Origin of the sequence: Streptomyces sp. NPDC008317 (assembly GCF_042955955.1) — a bacterium.
Lineage (GTDB): Bacteria > Actinomycetota > Actinomycetes > Streptomycetales > Streptomycetaceae > Actinacidiphila.
This window is the reverse complement of the sequence record NZ_JBIBFQ010000006.1, coordinates 63,530-77,498: the sequence shown is the minus strand read 5'-3', so window position 1 is coordinate 77,498 and position 13,969 is coordinate 63,530. Positions and strand designations below refer to the sequence as shown.

Below are 13,969 nucleotides of genomic sequence, written 5' to 3'. Positions count from 1 at the left end.
AGCGCTGAAACCGGCCCCTGTGACCTGCGATTCTCTGAACCCGCTCTGGGGGCGGGAGCGGTGCGGGGGCGGAACGCGGATGTTTGTCCTTTCCGGCGCCTGTGCTTAGCGTCGTCATCGCTCGCCACAGCGGGCCCCGCCGGTCAGGAACGCCGAGTCCTGCCGCCGACCGACGGGAACAGTCGACGCGAAAGCGCCGTAGGCAGGAGCGGGGGACCCAAGGTCTTTCGCCGGTCACGTTCGTACGGCACGCAGCCTGCGGAACGCACCGGCTCGGGGTTAAGCACGGAATCCGCGGTCGCGGATCCGGCCGGGCAACTCACGCCCGAACCCGACAGCTCACCTCGCAGGCGTCGGTGAGGACACGAACCATGGCTAAGCACCGCCGTACGTCCAAGCTCGTCCGCATCGCCGCGCTCGCCGGTGTCACCGGCACCGCGATCGCCGTACCGCTCCTCGGAGCCACCTCCGCCTCCGCCGCCTCCGTCTCCACGTGGGACGCCGTCGCCCAGTGCGAGTCCGGCGGCAACTGGTCCATCAACACCGGCAACGGCTACTACGGTGGCCTCCAGTTCTCGCAGTCGAGCTGGGAGGCCGCGGGCGGCACCCAGTACGCCGCGCGCGCCGACCTGGCCACCAAGGACCAGCAGATCGCCACCGCCGAGAAGCTGCTCGCCATGCAGGGCCCGGGTGCCTGGGCCTGCGCCGGCGCCGGCAACCTGACCTCGGGCGGCTCCGCGGCGAACGTCGACACCTCGTCGCCGTCCTCGTCGTCGTCCTCCTCCTCGTCGTCGTCTTCCAGCTCTTCCAGCTCCTCCGGCTCCAGCAGCTCGGACTCCTCGAACACCGGCTCCTCCGACAGCTCCTCGCAGCCGTCGCAGCAGCAGAGCACCCCGGCCCCGGCCGAGACCTCCGCGCCGGTCACCCACCACAAGAGCCACGGCAAGGGCAACGGCGAGTACACCGTCGTCTCCGGCGACTCGCTCTCCAAGATCGCCACCGCGCACCACGTCTCCGGCGGCTGGCAGCACCTGTTCGACCTGAACAAGGACATCGTGCAGGACGCCAACCTGATCTACCCGGGCCAGCACCTGCACCTGGGCTGAGGCCACGGGATGTGATCCCCGGCCGGGCACGTACTCTCCCCCGAGCGTGCCCGGCCGGGGCCTTTTTCCGTCTCAGGGTCCGGGCTCGGTACCGGGCGCGACACCGAAGACGGTTAGGCTCAGGTCGAAAAAGACAGAGACATCTCAGAAGGACTGAAGGAGACACTCGTGCCGTCCATCGACGTCGTCGTAGCCCGGGAAATCCTCGACTCGCGAGGCAACCCCACCGTCGAGGTCGAGGTCGGCCTCGACGACGGCAGCACCGGCCGCGCGGCGGTCCCGTCCGGCGCCTCCACCGGCGCATTCGAGGCCCTCGAACTCCGCGACGGCGACAAGAACCGCTACCAGGGCAAGGGCGTCGAAAAGGCCGTCCTCGCCGTCATCGAGCAGATCGGCCCGGAGTTGGTCGGCTACGACGCCACCGAGCAGCGGCTGATCGACCAGGCGATGTTCGACCTGGACGCCACGCCCGACAAGTCCTCGCTCGGCGCCAACGCGATCCTCGGCGTCTCGCTCGCCGTGGCGCACGCCGCCTCCGAGGCGTCCGACCTGCCGCTCTTCCGCTACCTGGGCGGCCCGAACGCGCATGTGCTGCCCGTGCCGATGATGAACATCCTCAACGGCGGCTCGCACGCGGACTCCAACGTCGACATCCAGGAGTTCATGATCGCCCCCGTCGGCGCGGAGTCCTTCTCCGAGGCGCTGCGCTGGGGCGCCGAGGTCTACCACACGCTCAAGGGCGTGCTGAAGACCAAGGGCCTGTCCACCGGCCTCGGCGACGAGGGCGGTTTCGCGCCGAATCTCGGCTCGAACCGCGAGGCGCTCGACCTGATCATCGAGGCCATCAAGCAGGCCGGGTACGCGCCCGGCCAGGACATCGCGCTCGCGCTGGACGTCGCCGCCTCCGAGTTCTACAAGGACGGCAAGTACCAGTTCGAGGGCAAGGAGCGCTCGGCCGCCGAGATGACCGAGTACTACGAGGACCTGGTCGCCTCCTACCCGCTGGTCTCCATCGAGGACCCGCTGTTCGAGGACGACTGGGCGGGCTGGAAGGTCCTCACCGAGAAGCTCGGCAGCAAGGTGCAGATCGTCGGCGACGACCTGTTCGTCACCAACCCCGAGCGCCTGCAGAAGGGCATCGACAACGACACGGCGAACGCGCTGCTGGTGAAGGTCAACCAGATCGGCTCGCTCACCGAGACGCTGGACGCCGTCGAGCTGGCCCAGCGCAACGGCTACAAGTGCATGATGTCGCACCGCTCCGGCGAGACCGAGGACGTCACCATCGCCGACCTGGCCGTCGCCACCAACTGCGGCCAGATCAAGACCGGCGCCCCGGCCCGCTCCGAGCGCGTCGCCAAGTACAACCAGCTCCTGCGGATCGAGGAGATCCTGGACGACGCCGCCGTGTACGCGGGTCGCTCGGCGTTCCCCCGCTTCAAGCACTGAGCCGTCCGTTTCCGGGCCCCGGCCTCCGTACGTCCCCGCACCCGGTCCCGTACCGTGGGCGGGGACGTACTGGCGTGCGCGCCCGTACGGCAGCGTGTGGACGCGACGGCGTGCGAGGACGGCGAGGGGAGACACGACGTGGGGGCGGATCGGTTCTCCACCTCGGCCCGGCTGAAGGCCATCGGCCAGGAGGCGCAGGCCCGGGTGTACCGGGCGGCGGCCAAGCGGCGCCCGCCGCGGCGCAACAAGCTCACCGGCCGCGCGGCGCTGCTCGCCCTGGTGCTGTGCGCCCTGGTCGTGGCGCTCGCCTACCCGACACGGCAGTACATCGCCCAGCGCTCCGACATCGCCGACCAGCGCCGCGAGGCCCAGAAGGCCCGCCAGCGGGTCGAGGAGCTCCGCGAGGAGAAGGCGCGCTGGCAGGACCCGCAGTACGTACGGACGCAGGCCCGCGAGCACCTGCACTTCGTCCTGCCCGGCGAGACCGGCTACAACGTGGCGGCGCCGGCCCCGACCGGGGACGCCGCCGCCGACCACCGGACGACGAACGAGGCCGCCGCACACCGCCCCTGGTACGACAATCTGTGGGACAGCCTCGACCACGCCGACGCCGCCGCCGCGCCCCGGCACTGACCCCTCGCTCCCCGCGTACCGCCCCCGACCTAGAACGGCCCATGACGAAGCACCCCGAGCCCACCGCCCCCACCCCGCCCACCGACGCGGACGTCGCCGCGTTCACGGCGCAGCTCGGCCGCCCGCCGCGCGGCCTGCGCGCGATCGCGCACCGCTGCCCCTGCGGCAACCCGGACGTGGTCGAGACCCAGCCCCGGCTGGAGGACGGCACGCCCTTCCCGACGCTGTACTACCTGACCTGTCCGCGCGCCGCGTCCGCGATCGGCACGCTGGAGGCCGACGGCGTGATGAAGACGATGACCGCCCGGCTCGCCGAGGACGAGGAGCTGGCCGCGGCCTACCGCGCGGCCCACGAGGACTACATCGCGCGGCGCGACGCCATCGAGGTCCTGGAGGGCTTCCCCAGCGCGGGCGGCATGCCGGACCGCGTCAAGTGCCTGCACGTGCTCGTCGGCCACTCCCTGGCCGCGGGCCCCGGCGTGAACCCGCTCGGCGACGAGGCCATCGCCATGCTGCCCGAGTGGTGGGCGAAGGGCCCGTGCGTCGCCCCCGCGACGGAGACCGGAACCGTAACCGCGACCGCGACCGGGACCGGAAACGGAACCGCGACCGGGACCGCCCCCGAGACGGAGGAGTCCGCGTGACGACCGGTACGGCGACCGACGGGCCGCGGGGCACGACCGTCCGCGTGGCGGCCGTCGACTGCGGGACGAATTCGATCCGGCTGCTCGTCGCCGACGTCGACCCCGCGACCGGCGCGCTGACCGACCTCGACCGCAGGATGCGGATCGTCCGGCTCGGCCAGGGCGTGGACCGCACGGGGCGGCTGGCCCCCGAGGCGCTGGAGCGGACCTTCGCGGCCTGCCGCGAGTACGCGGAGGTGATCGCGGAGCACGGCGTCAGCGCGGACCGCGTCCGCTTCGTGGCGACCTCCGCGTCCCGCGACGCGGAGAACCGGGACGACTTCGTACGCGGAGTCGTCTCCCTCCTCGGCGTCGAGCCCGAGGTGATCAGCGGCGACCAGGAGGCCGCCTACTCCTTCACCGGCGCCACCCGCGGCCTGACCGGCGCCGAGGCCCTGGACACGCCGTATCTGGTGGTCGACATCGGCGGCGGCTCCACCGAGTTCGTCCTCGGCGACGACACGGTCACCGCCGCCCGCTCGGTCGACATCGGCTGCGTCCGCCTGACCGAACGGCACCTGGTGGCGGACGGCGCGGTCGTCGACCCGCCGACCGGCGACCGGGTGGCCGCGATCCGCGCCGACATCGACGCCGCCCTGGACGAGGCGGCCCGCGCCGTCCCCCTCGACCGGGTCCGTACGCTCGTGGGTCTGGCCGGGTCGGTCACCACCGTCGCGGGCATCGCGCTCGGCCTGGCCGCGTACGACTCCGCCGCGATCCACCACTCCCGTATCACCGTCGAGCAGGTCGCGGAGATCACCGCGCGGCTGCTGGCCGCCACCCACGCCGAGCGCGCCGCGATCCCCGTGATGCACGAGGGCCGCGTGGACGTGATCGGCGCGGGCGCGCTGGTGCTGCTGCGGATCATGGAGCGCACGGGCGCGAAGGAGGTCGTGGTCAGCGAACACGACATCCTCGACGGGATCGCGTACGCCGTGGCGGAGTCGGCGGGCCGGGACAGGCCCTAGCCGTCTCTGCGGAACAGGGCCGTCCAGAGGAAGGGCTCCCCGAAGTGCGGGGAGTCCTTCGGCTCGTCGCGCATGCGGCGCAGTTCGACCTCGGTCAGGCCGGAGAAGATCCAGCGCAGCGACTCGGGGGTGTAGCCGAGGCCGCCGTGCAGCCGCGCGTCCCGGTAGAAGTCCGAGTCGGGCAGTTCCGAGCCCATCGCCCCCGCGGCGAAGCAGGTGAGCGCGAGATGGCCGCCGGGGGCGAGCACGCGGTCGAGCAGCGCCAGATAGCTGATCCTGCGGTGCGGCGGCAGATGGTGGAAGCAGCCGGAGTCGCAGACCAGGTCGTACGGCCCGCTCAACGCGCCCGCGCCCGCGCCCATGCCGTCGCCGTCGCCGCCCTCGCTCAGCGCGAAGGCGTCCCCTTCGTGGAAGCGGATTCCCTCCACCCCGGCCGCGCGCGCCCGCTCCCGCGCCCATCGCACGGCGGCCGGTGACAGGTCGACGGCGTCCACCTCGAAGCCGCGCCGCGCCAGCAGCACCGCGTTGCGCCCCGGCCCGCACCCCAGGTCCAACGCCCGTCCCGGCCGTACCACCTCCCGGTCCAGGCAGGACACCAGGTTCTCGTCCGGCTTGTCCACGAAGAACGGCACTCCGCGTTCCCGGTCCCCGTAGAACCCGTCCCACCACCCGGCGGCCCCTGCCGTCCACCGGTCCGCGTCCCCGGCGAACAGCCCGTCCAGCAGTCTCAGTACGTCCTCCACCGACCTGATGTCCCGCTCCACGCCAGCCCCCTCTTCTCCGGTCTTCTCCGGCGTTTCCGACAGGGAGAACGCTAGGCCCATCGGGCATGAAAGCCCAGGTCAGAGCCTTTGTGGCGACCCCTTCGCGCGCCGCCTGCGGGCCTGGCCCGACCCGGCCGGGGGAGTCCGCCGGGGGGCCGCCCGCACGTCCCCGGCGGCCCCGCGGAAGCCCGGCGAAGGGCCTCCCGGGGCGAGCGCCGGCACACTTTCTCAGCTGAATTCCGTCCGCGCGGCTGCCGCCGCCGTCTCGCTGTCCGTCACGATGTCCTTCCCCTTCTTCTCTGTGTACGTGACGAGTTGAGCCGGAGCCCGGACACCGCCTCCAGCACGCGGGAAGATGCTGGACAGTGTTGGACAGGGTTGGACAGGGTTGGACGGGGTCGGGCAGGGTCGGGCAGGGCTGGACAGGGTTGGGCAGACCGGAACGGCGGGGCATGGATCAGTCGGAGGACCTGTCGGCGGCGGCCGACTTCGCGGTGTGGCTGGCACGATTACGGGCCCACGCGGGCGACCCGTCGCTGGCCGTCCTGGCCCGGCTGACCGGTGCCGTACCGCGCGGCCGCCCCGTACCGAAGTCCACGCTGGGCCGGGCGTTGCAGGGCGAGAGCCTGCCCTCGGTCGACGACGCCGTCTCGATCGCGGTGGCCTGCGTCCTCCATGAGGGCGGCGGCCGGGAGCGCGCGGAGGCCGTCCGGCGCGAGTGCCGCGAGCGGTGGGTGCGGGCCAAGTCGGCCGAGCGGGAAGCGACGTTGACGGCGAAGGCCGCGGCGGACGGGGAACCGGCGCCGTCGGCCGCGGCCGTACGCACCGCGGCCGAGCAGGCGTTCCTCGCCAAGTACCACCCGTGCGTGGAGACGTTGCTGGACACGATGGAGCTGTTCGGTGTGACACTGCGCCGTTCGGACTTCCGCTACCGGATGAGCACGTCGTACATCAGCCTCACCGTCCAGGGCGAGGGCAGCGCCCAGCGCGTGCAGGAGGCGATCCACGCCGCCAAGCGGGTGCTGATCAGGGGAGACGCCGGTTCCGGCAAGACCACGCTGCTCAAGTGGCTTGCCGTGGGGGCCATTCGGGGCGATCTGCCGGAGCCGATGGGCCGGTGGAACGGCGCGACGCCGTTCTTCCTCCCGCTGCGGCACTTCGCCGAACGGCCGCTGCCCGCCCCCGAGGACTTCCTGACCTACGCCGCCAGGACGCTCGCCGACGTCGCGCCGGACGGCTTCGTCCGGGACGCGCTGGACTCCGCGCACAGCCTGGTGCTGATCGACGGCGTGGACGAACTGCCCGCGAGCCGCCGCGACGAAGTCCGCGACTGGCTGCGCGAGTTGACCAGCGGATACCCGGACTGCCGGTATGTCGTCACCTCGCGGCAGGCGGCCGTGACCGAACGCTGGCTCGCCCCGATGGGCTTCGCCTCCTTCGAACTGGCCCCGATGGGTCCGTCGGACCAGAACCAGTTCATCGAGCACTGGCACACCACCATGCGGTCCACCGCCGAGGACGCGGAGGAACGGGCGCGCCTGACGACGTACGAGCACGCTCTCGTGCGCAGCCTGTCCGAGCGGCGCGAGTTGCGCAGACTCGGCGGGAACCCGCTGCTGTGCGCCCTGCTCTGCGCGCTGCACTGGGACCGGGACATGCAGCTTCCCGACGACCGGGTCAAGGTGTACGACGCGGCGCTGGAGATGCTGCTGGTCCGCCGCGACCAGCAGCGGAACATCGCGGTGGAGGGCCCGCGGCTGCGCAGCGGAGTCCAGGAGATGCTGCTGCGCAGGCTCGCGTACTGGATGATCCGCAACGATCTGACCGAGATCTCCTTCGCCCAGCTCACCGGGCGGGTGGCCGCGTACCTCGCGGACTCGGCGCAGTACCCCGAGGAATCCGCCGCCGTGGCCCGCCAACTGCTGGAGCGGTCGGGGCTGTTGCGCGCCCCGGCGCACGACTCGGTGGACTTCGTGCACCGCACCTTCCAGGAGTACCTGGCGGCGGACCAGTTGCTCAACGACGGCGATCTGGCCCTGCTGATCAAGCACGCGCACGAGGACCAGTGGCAGGACGTCGTGGTGATGGTGTCCGGGCGGGCGCGGGACTCCGAGCGCGATCACCTGATCAAGTCCCTGTTGAAACGGGCCCGTCGGGACAAGGCCCACCGGCTGCGGCTGACCGTTCTCGCCGTGGACTGCGTCGGCGACGGCACCGCGATCGACCCGCGCGTCGTCGACGAGGCGAGACGGCGGGCGGCGGAGCTGATCCCCCCGCAGAATCCGGCGCAGGCCGCGGCGCTGGCGAACCTCGGCGAGGTGGTGCTCGATCAGATGCCCGGCCCCCGGCCCGAGTTGGCACCCGGCGTGGTGCGGGCGATCCTGGAGACCTGCCGCCTGGTCGGCGGGCCCTCCGCCATGCGGCTGCTGGCCCGCTTCGCCGCGGTCCCCGACCTGGAGACCGAGCGGCGGCTGGTCGGCATGTGGCCCGACTTCGACACGGCGGAGTTCGCCCATGTCGTGCTCTCCGAACTGTCCTGGCTCGGGCCGCTGACGGTGGGGCCGCACGAGCTGCCCCATCTCCACCGGCTGACCGGCGTCACGGACCTCACGGTCGACGGCGCCGCCGACAGCTACGCGGTCGTCCGGCGGCTGCGGAATCTGCGCTCACTGCGTCTGGTCGACCCCGAGCCGGGCCTGTCCGGCCTCGAGTTGCCGCCCGCCCTGCTGGTGCTGTCCCTCGACGGTTCCGTCCGGCACGACCGGTTCCCGGTGCCGACGGCGCCGGGCGTCCAGGAACTGTGGTTCGACGACTGCGCCTGTCCCGACTGCGGCCTGAGCGCGTGGCGCATGGCGGGGCTGTGGCCCGCAGAAGCGCGGCGCGCGGTATGGCTGCTGTCGGTGCGGGCCGCCCCGGCCACGCTCGATCCGCGGCTGCTGGCGGAGCGCTTTCCGGGGCTGTCCGTCCTCGCGGTCAGGTCCGACATGGTGTTCGGCGTCGGCGAGGTCGCGGACTACCTCAAACGGCTCCGTGAGTGCTTCCCCGCGCTGACCGAATTCCGGCTCTACTCCCACGGCGACGACGGGCTCGACCAGCAGCTTCAGGAGGCCGGCTTCCTGCACTGGACCCATACGATGGAGGCCGCGCCGGGGACCCGGACGACCCACGTCTTCACCCGCACGGGGGCCGGATGACCCGGCCGGAGGACCCTCCTCCGGAAAAGCTTTGTGAAACTCTTCACATGAAGTTCCCGCCCCGCGGCCCAAATTTTCCAAGGTGACCGCGTGTCAAACCCCCTGAATCCTTGGCGGGAGAGTGTTTCGGCGGTGTGACGGGCGTCGGAACGACGGATGAGCGGTGATCGATCAGCGCTGCTCAGAGGCGGTGGCCGGAGCGGGCGGTGCGGAGGAGTCCGCGCAGGTCAGATAGGCCCTGGTCATGAAGCCGGGCAGGATAGCACAGGGTGTCCAGTACCTTGTGAAGGGGCTCACGAGCACCCCCCTGGGACGTGCTGAATACTTGTCGCCATGAGCACCACGGAGCGTCCACGGATCCTCGTAGTAGGCGGCGGTTACGTCGGCCTGTACGCGGCGCGTCGCATCATGAAGAAGATGCGGTACGGCGAGGCGACCGTCACAGTCGTCGACCCGCGCTCGTACATGACGTACCAGCCCTTCCTTCCTGAGACTGCCGCCGGCAGCATCTCCCCGCGGCATGTCGTCGTCCCGCTGCGACGCGTCCTGCCCGGGGCCGAGGTGCTCACCGGCCGGGTCGTCGACATCGACCAGGACCGCAAGGTCGCCTCGGTCGAGCCGCTCGTGGGCGAGTCCTACGAGCTGCCGTTCGACTACCTGATCATCGCGCTCGGCGCGGTCTCCCGTACCTTCCCGATTCCCGGCCTGGCCGAGAACGGTATCGGGATGAAGGGCGTGGAGGAGGCCATCGGCCTGCGCAACCACGTCCTGGAGCAGCTCGACAAGGCCGACTCCACGACCGACGAGGACATCCGCCGCAAGGCGCTGACCTTCGTGTTCGTCGGCGGCGGCTTCGCGGGTGCGGAGACCATCGGCGAGGTCGAGGACATGGCCCGCGACGCGGCCAAGTACTACCCGAACGTGAAGCGCGAGGACATGCGCTTCATCCTGGTGGACGCGGCGGACAAGATCCTCCCCGAGGTCGGCCCGCAGCTCGGCACGTGGGGCCTGGAGCACCTGCGCGAGCGCGGCATCGAGGTCTACCTCAGCACGTCGATGAAGTCCTGCGTCGACAAGCACGTGGTGCTCGCCAACGGCCTGGAGGTCGACGCCTCCACCATCGTGTGGACGGCCGGTGTGAAGCCCAACCCGGCGCTCGCCCGCTTCGGTCTGCCGCTGGGCCCGCGCGGTCACGTGGACACCGCCCCCACCCTCCAGGTGCAGGGCAGCGACTACATCTGGGCCGCGGGCGACAACGCCCAGATCCCCGACCTCGCCGCGGGCGAGGGCGCCTGGTGCCCGCCGAACGCCCAGCACGCCCTGCGCCAGGCGAAGGTGCTCGGCGACAACGTGGTCTCCGGGATGCGCGGCTTCCCGCAGCAGGAGTACAAGCACGCGAACAAGGGCGCCGTCGCCGGTCTCGGCCTGCACAAGGGCGTCGCGATGATCGTCTTCGGCAAGGCCAAGATCAAGGTCAAGGGCCGGCTGGCCTGGTACATGCACCGTGGCTACCACGGCATGGCCGTGCCGACCTGGAACCGCAAGATCCGGGTCTTCGCCGACTGGACGCTCGGCATGTTCCTCAAGCGTGAGGTCGTCTCGCTCGGCGCGATCGAGAACCCGCGCGAGGAGTTCTACGAGGCCGCCCGCCCCGCTCCGGTTCCGGCCGCGGCGGTGCCGGCTCCCGCCGAGAAGACGGCGGAACCCGCCAAGGCGTCCTGACGCGCCGCGGCGCGCGCGCCGCACCCGCTGCACCGTCCGAAGGGCGCCCGCCATCCGTGGTGCGGGCGCCCTTCGGCGTACCCGGCGCCGTTTCCGGGACCTGCCCGCGCGGCCTGCTCCCGAGCCGCCGGACGCCCCGCCGTGTCCGGTCGGGGCGGCGCCTCGCCGCCCGTCCCGCGCACCCGCGCGGCGTCCTCCGCTTCCGCCGCGCGGCGCCCGCGCCGCCCCCGGTGAGCGGCCCGGAAAAAATGCATGTATCCGCAACGTAGATTCGTCAGCGGAGACTGTCTTTCAGTCGTACGCTCGGAAGCATGGCTGACGCGGCTCACAGAATCGTCGAACTCGCCGACCACGCCCTCTCGACTCCGTTCCCGTTGCGCGTGCGCGCCTGGGACGGCAGCGAGGCCGGGCCGCCCGGCGCCCCCGTCCTCGTCATCCGGCGCCGCCGCGCGCTGCGCCGACTGCTGTGGAAGCCCGGCGAGCTGGGCCTGGCCCGCGCCTATGTCTCCGGCGACCTCGATGTCGACGGCGACTTCTACGAGGCGCTCGGCCTGCTGTCCGGGCTGTTCTGGGAGCGCGAGGAAGGGCCCGCGCAGAGTACGGCCGCCGCCGTGCGCCGTACCGCGGGCGTCCTGCGCGACCCGGCGAACTACCGCGTCGCCCGCGCGGCCCTCGCGCTGGCCGGGCCCGGGCTGCCGCCCCCGCCGCCGCCCGAGGAGGTCCGCCGCCGTACCGGGATCGCCCACAGCAGGCCCCGCGACAAGGCGGCCATCGCCCACCACTACGACGTGGGCAACGACTTCTACTCGCTGGTCCTCGGCCCCTCGATGGTCTACTCCTGCGCGGTGTGGGAGGGCGAGAAGACCACGCTGGAGGAGGCGCAGTCCGCCAAACTCGACCTGGTCTGCCGCAAGCTGGGCCTCCGGCCGGGGATGCGGCTGCTGGACGTCGGCTGCGGCTGGGGGTCGATGGTGCTGCACGCCGTCGAGCACTACGGCGTCCACGCGACCGGCGTCACGCTCTCCACCGAGCAGGCCGCCTTCGCCCGCAAGCGGATCGCCGAGGCCGGGCTCACCGACCGTATCGACATCCGCGTCCAGGACTACCGGGACGTCAAGGACGGCCCCTACGACGCGATCTCGTCCATCGGCATGGCCGAGCACGTCGGCAGCGAGCGCTACCGCGAGTACGCGCAGGCGCTGTACGGACTGCTGCGGCCGGGCGGGCGGCTGCTCAACCACCAGATCGCGCGCCGCCCGCTGCGCGACGAGGAGTCGTACCGCATCGACGAGTTCATCGACCGGTACGTCTTCCCCGACGGGGAGCTGGCGCCGGTCGGGTCGACGGTGGCCCGGCTGGAGGAGGCCGGGTTCGAGGTGCGGGACGTCGAGGCGCTGCGCGAGCACTACGGGCGCACGCTGCGCGCCTGGGTGCGCAATCTGGAGGACGCCTGGGGCGCCGCCGCGCGGGCCACGTCTGCCGGGCGCGCCCGGGTCTGGCGGCTCTACATGGCGGCCTCCGCACTGGCCTTCGAGCGCAACCGGATCGGGGTCAACCAGGTCCTCGCGGTGCGCACCGCCCCCGACGGCGACCCCGGCATGCCCGCGACCCGCACGGCGTGGCTGAGCTGAGCCCGGCTGAGCTGAGCCCGGTTGCGTTGAGTCCGGTTGCGCCGAGCCGGCTGGGTTTGGGCGGTGCTGGGTTTGGGCGGTGCTGAGGCGAGTTGAGCGGGGCCCGGTTGAGCGCGGAGGGCGAGATCCGGTCGCGGAGAGCGATTTCGCGTCACTTGTGCGTGGCGACTGATACTGCTGTGAACGGTGCCTGTTCAGCCCAAGAACCCTGGAACTCGTACTAACACCCCGTCAGTAACCCCTAAAATAAGACAACATGGCCGGTTGGGCGCCCTGTTCGGGATCTCCAACCCCGATACGCTTTTCACTGCGCCTCGCCGGCCCGGATGGTGGAACGCAGACACGGCGAGCTTAAACCTCGCTGCCCCTCGGGGGCGTGCCGGTTCAAGTCCGGCTCCGGGCACCACCGCCCTCACCGGCGGTGACCCCGCTCCACCCAGAGGACCGCCCGGTGGGCACCGTGCCAGCACGGTGCCCCCACGCCCCCGGAGCCGACGGGCGGTGCCCCCTTCCGCGTGAGGCGGGCCTCAGCGGATGCGGCCGCGGCGGCCGGTGACGGCCAGGGCTATGGCGACGACTATGGCGGCGATGACCGCGGCGACGATCAGGATGTGCAGCATGCGGGCCCCCATGGTGTGAGCTGGTGTACACGTCATGCCCGGGAAGGCCGGTGCGTACCCCGGTCGCGGGCAGCCGGTCGGCAGCCGTACGATCCGACCGGTGCGAGGTCCGTACCCCGCGCCGGGGTGCCGGAGGGCACATGGAGCCGCCGGGGCGTCGGGGTGTCGGGGTGCCTCGTTCCGGGGTTACGGGTGCGGGGAGGTGCGCGGGCGGGCCGCCGAGGCCACCGTTGCCGCCGCCTCGCGCTCGCTCAGCCCGGTGTGCACCGCCGCCGTCACCAGCGCCGGTGCCAGCGCTTCGCCGAGACCGGCGTCGTACGCCCGGCACGCGGCCCAGAACAACCGGCCGTTGCGCTCTCCTTCGTGTGAATCCAGGACGAAGCGGACGAGCGCGGCGGCACGTTTCTCCGCGGGGTGGCGCGGCGCGGAGGCATCGCGGGGCGGCGCGACCGGCGGTGGCGGCGCGGCGAGCAGCAGCAGCGCGGACGGCGCGGGCGCCAGCGGATGGCCCGCGGTGCCGGGCGCCAGCAGATAGCGGCCCGCGACCGTACGCGAGCCGGGGCCGACCACGTAACCGCCCTCGCCGCGCACGTCGATGCCCGGCGCCAGGCGGCCCGCCGAGTTGGGGACCTGCGTCGGCGCGGTCAGCCACAGGTGGCGTCCGCCGCTGGGGGTGAGCACCGTGACCGTGTCGGGCACGGCGAAGCCGTGGGCGGCGGCCAGGGCGGTGAGCGCCGCGACGCCGTCGGCGCCGTGCTTGACGTCCAGGTCGAGGCCGATCAGATGGTGCGGCGCCCGGCCGCAGGCGATCCCGTACCCCGTCGCCCAGGGCGCGGCGGCGAACAGGGAGCGAATCCGGGCCGGGTCGGTGCTCGCGTCGTACACACCGTGTCCCGGACGCCCGCACGCGCCCCGGCAGTCACTCGTACGGGGCTCGTCGCGGTGCGGTGAGCGGATGGCGGGCAGTTTGGTCCGGGACAGCGGGATCACCGGCAGGCCGCGCGCCGCGGTGAGCAGGGCGGCGTGCAGCGCGCGGGTGTGGTCGGGGCGTGGCATGGCCTGCTCCCTGACGTTCGAACGTGTGTTCGTCTGCACCCTCAAGTAATACCGCGCGCGGCGCCCACCGTCCACTGCGCGAGCCGGTGTGGCGGTGCGTTCCGCGTCACGCCCGTGACACCCCGGTGACCGTGTTCGACACG

At 72.2% G+C, this 13,969-nt stretch carries 10 protein-coding genes, 1 tRNA gene and 1 riboswitch; of the genes, 9 read left to right on the top strand and 2 right to left on the bottom strand.

What is annotated here, in order from left to right; genetic code table 11:
- Positions 1 to 184: 184 nt before the first annotated feature.
- Positions 185 to 368, top strand: a riboswitch (cyclic di-AMP (ydaO/yuaA leader).
- A 3-nt stretch (positions 369 to 371) separates the two neighbouring features.
- The 5 genes from ACFY9V_RS20550 (at position 372) to ACFY9V_RS20530 (ending at position 4,839) form a co-directional block, all read left to right on the top strand.
- Complete coding sequence (locus ACFY9V_RS20550; protein WP_391162286.1) at positions 372 to 1,106, top strand: transglycosylase family protein; 735 nt, start codon at positions 372 to 374, stop codon at positions 1,104 to 1,106.
- Between the two features lie 168 nt (positions 1,107 to 1,274).
- Entirely contained in the window at positions 1,275 to 2,555 is a 1,281-nt protein-coding gene (eno, locus tag ACFY9V_RS20545) for a phosphopyruvate hydratase (protein ID WP_355346911.1), read from the top strand.
- 138 nt (positions 2,556 to 2,693) lie between these two features.
- Positions 2,694 to 3,188 (top strand): septum formation initiator family protein, encoded by a 495-nt coding sequence (locus ACFY9V_RS20540; protein ID WP_355346914.1) that lies wholly within the window; start codon positions 2,694 to 2,696, stop codon positions 3,186 to 3,188.
- A 41-nt stretch (positions 3,189 to 3,229) separates the two neighbouring features.
- Positions 3,230 to 3,832 (top strand): DUF501 domain-containing protein, encoded by a 603-nt coding sequence (locus ACFY9V_RS20535; RefSeq protein WP_391162285.1) that lies wholly within the window; start codon positions 3,230 to 3,232, stop codon positions 3,830 to 3,832.
- Positions 3,829 to 4,839 (top strand): exopolyphosphatase, encoded by a 1,011-nt coding sequence (locus ACFY9V_RS20530; RefSeq protein WP_391162283.1) that lies wholly within the window; start codon positions 3,829 to 3,831, stop codon positions 4,837 to 4,839. The genes ACFY9V_RS20535 and ACFY9V_RS20530 overlap by 4 nt, the downstream gene beginning before the upstream one ends.
- Here ACFY9V_RS20530 and ACFY9V_RS20525 read toward each other — a convergent pair.
- The gene (locus ACFY9V_RS20525; protein WP_391162281.1) at positions 4,836 to 5,603 is read right to left on the bottom strand and encodes a methyltransferase domain-containing protein; all 768 of its coding nucleotides are present in this window, start codon (positions 5,601 to 5,603) and stop codon (positions 4,836 to 4,838) included. The genes ACFY9V_RS20530 and ACFY9V_RS20525 overlap by 4 nt on opposite strands.
- A 452-nt stretch (positions 5,604 to 6,055) precedes the next feature.
- On the opposite strand from ACFY9V_RS20525, the gene ACFY9V_RS20520 reads away from it, so the two are divergent.
- The 4 genes from ACFY9V_RS20520 to ACFY9V_RS20505 all read left to right on the top strand — a co-directional run bounded on the left by ACFY9V_RS20520 (position 6,056) and on the right by ACFY9V_RS20505 (position 12,556).
- Positions 6,056 to 8,797 carry an NACHT domain-containing protein gene (locus ACFY9V_RS20520; RefSeq protein WP_391162279.1) on the top strand — a complete coding sequence of 914 codons (2,742 nt, stop codon included), beginning with the start codon at positions 6,056 to 6,058 and terminating at the stop codon, positions 8,795 to 8,797.
- A 333-nt stretch (positions 8,798 to 9,130) separates the two neighbouring features.
- The gene (locus ACFY9V_RS20515; RefSeq protein WP_355346929.1) at positions 9,131 to 10,519 is read left to right on the top strand and encodes an NAD(P)/FAD-dependent oxidoreductase; all 1,389 of its coding nucleotides are present in this window, start codon (positions 9,131 to 9,133) and stop codon (positions 10,517 to 10,519) included.
- A 311-nt stretch (positions 10,520 to 10,830) separates the two neighbouring features.
- Positions 10,831 to 12,150, top strand: a complete 1,320-nt coding sequence (locus ACFY9V_RS20510) for a cyclopropane-fatty-acyl-phospholipid synthase family protein (RefSeq protein ID WP_355346932.1) — start codon at positions 10,831 to 10,833, stop codon at positions 12,148 to 12,150.
- Between the two features lie 320 nt (positions 12,151 to 12,470).
- Positions 12,471 to 12,556, top strand: a tRNA-Leu gene (locus tag ACFY9V_RS20505).
- Positions 12,557 to 12,956: 400 nt separating this feature from the next.
- On the opposite strand, the gene ACFY9V_RS20500 is transcribed toward ACFY9V_RS20505, so the two are convergent.
- The gene (locus tag ACFY9V_RS20500) at positions 12,957 to 13,826 is read right to left on the bottom strand and encodes a bifunctional DNA primase/polymerase (protein WP_355346935.1); all 870 of its coding nucleotides are present in this window, start codon (positions 13,824 to 13,826) and stop codon (positions 12,957 to 12,959) included.
- Between the last annotated feature and the right edge of the window lie 143 nt (positions 13,827 to 13,969).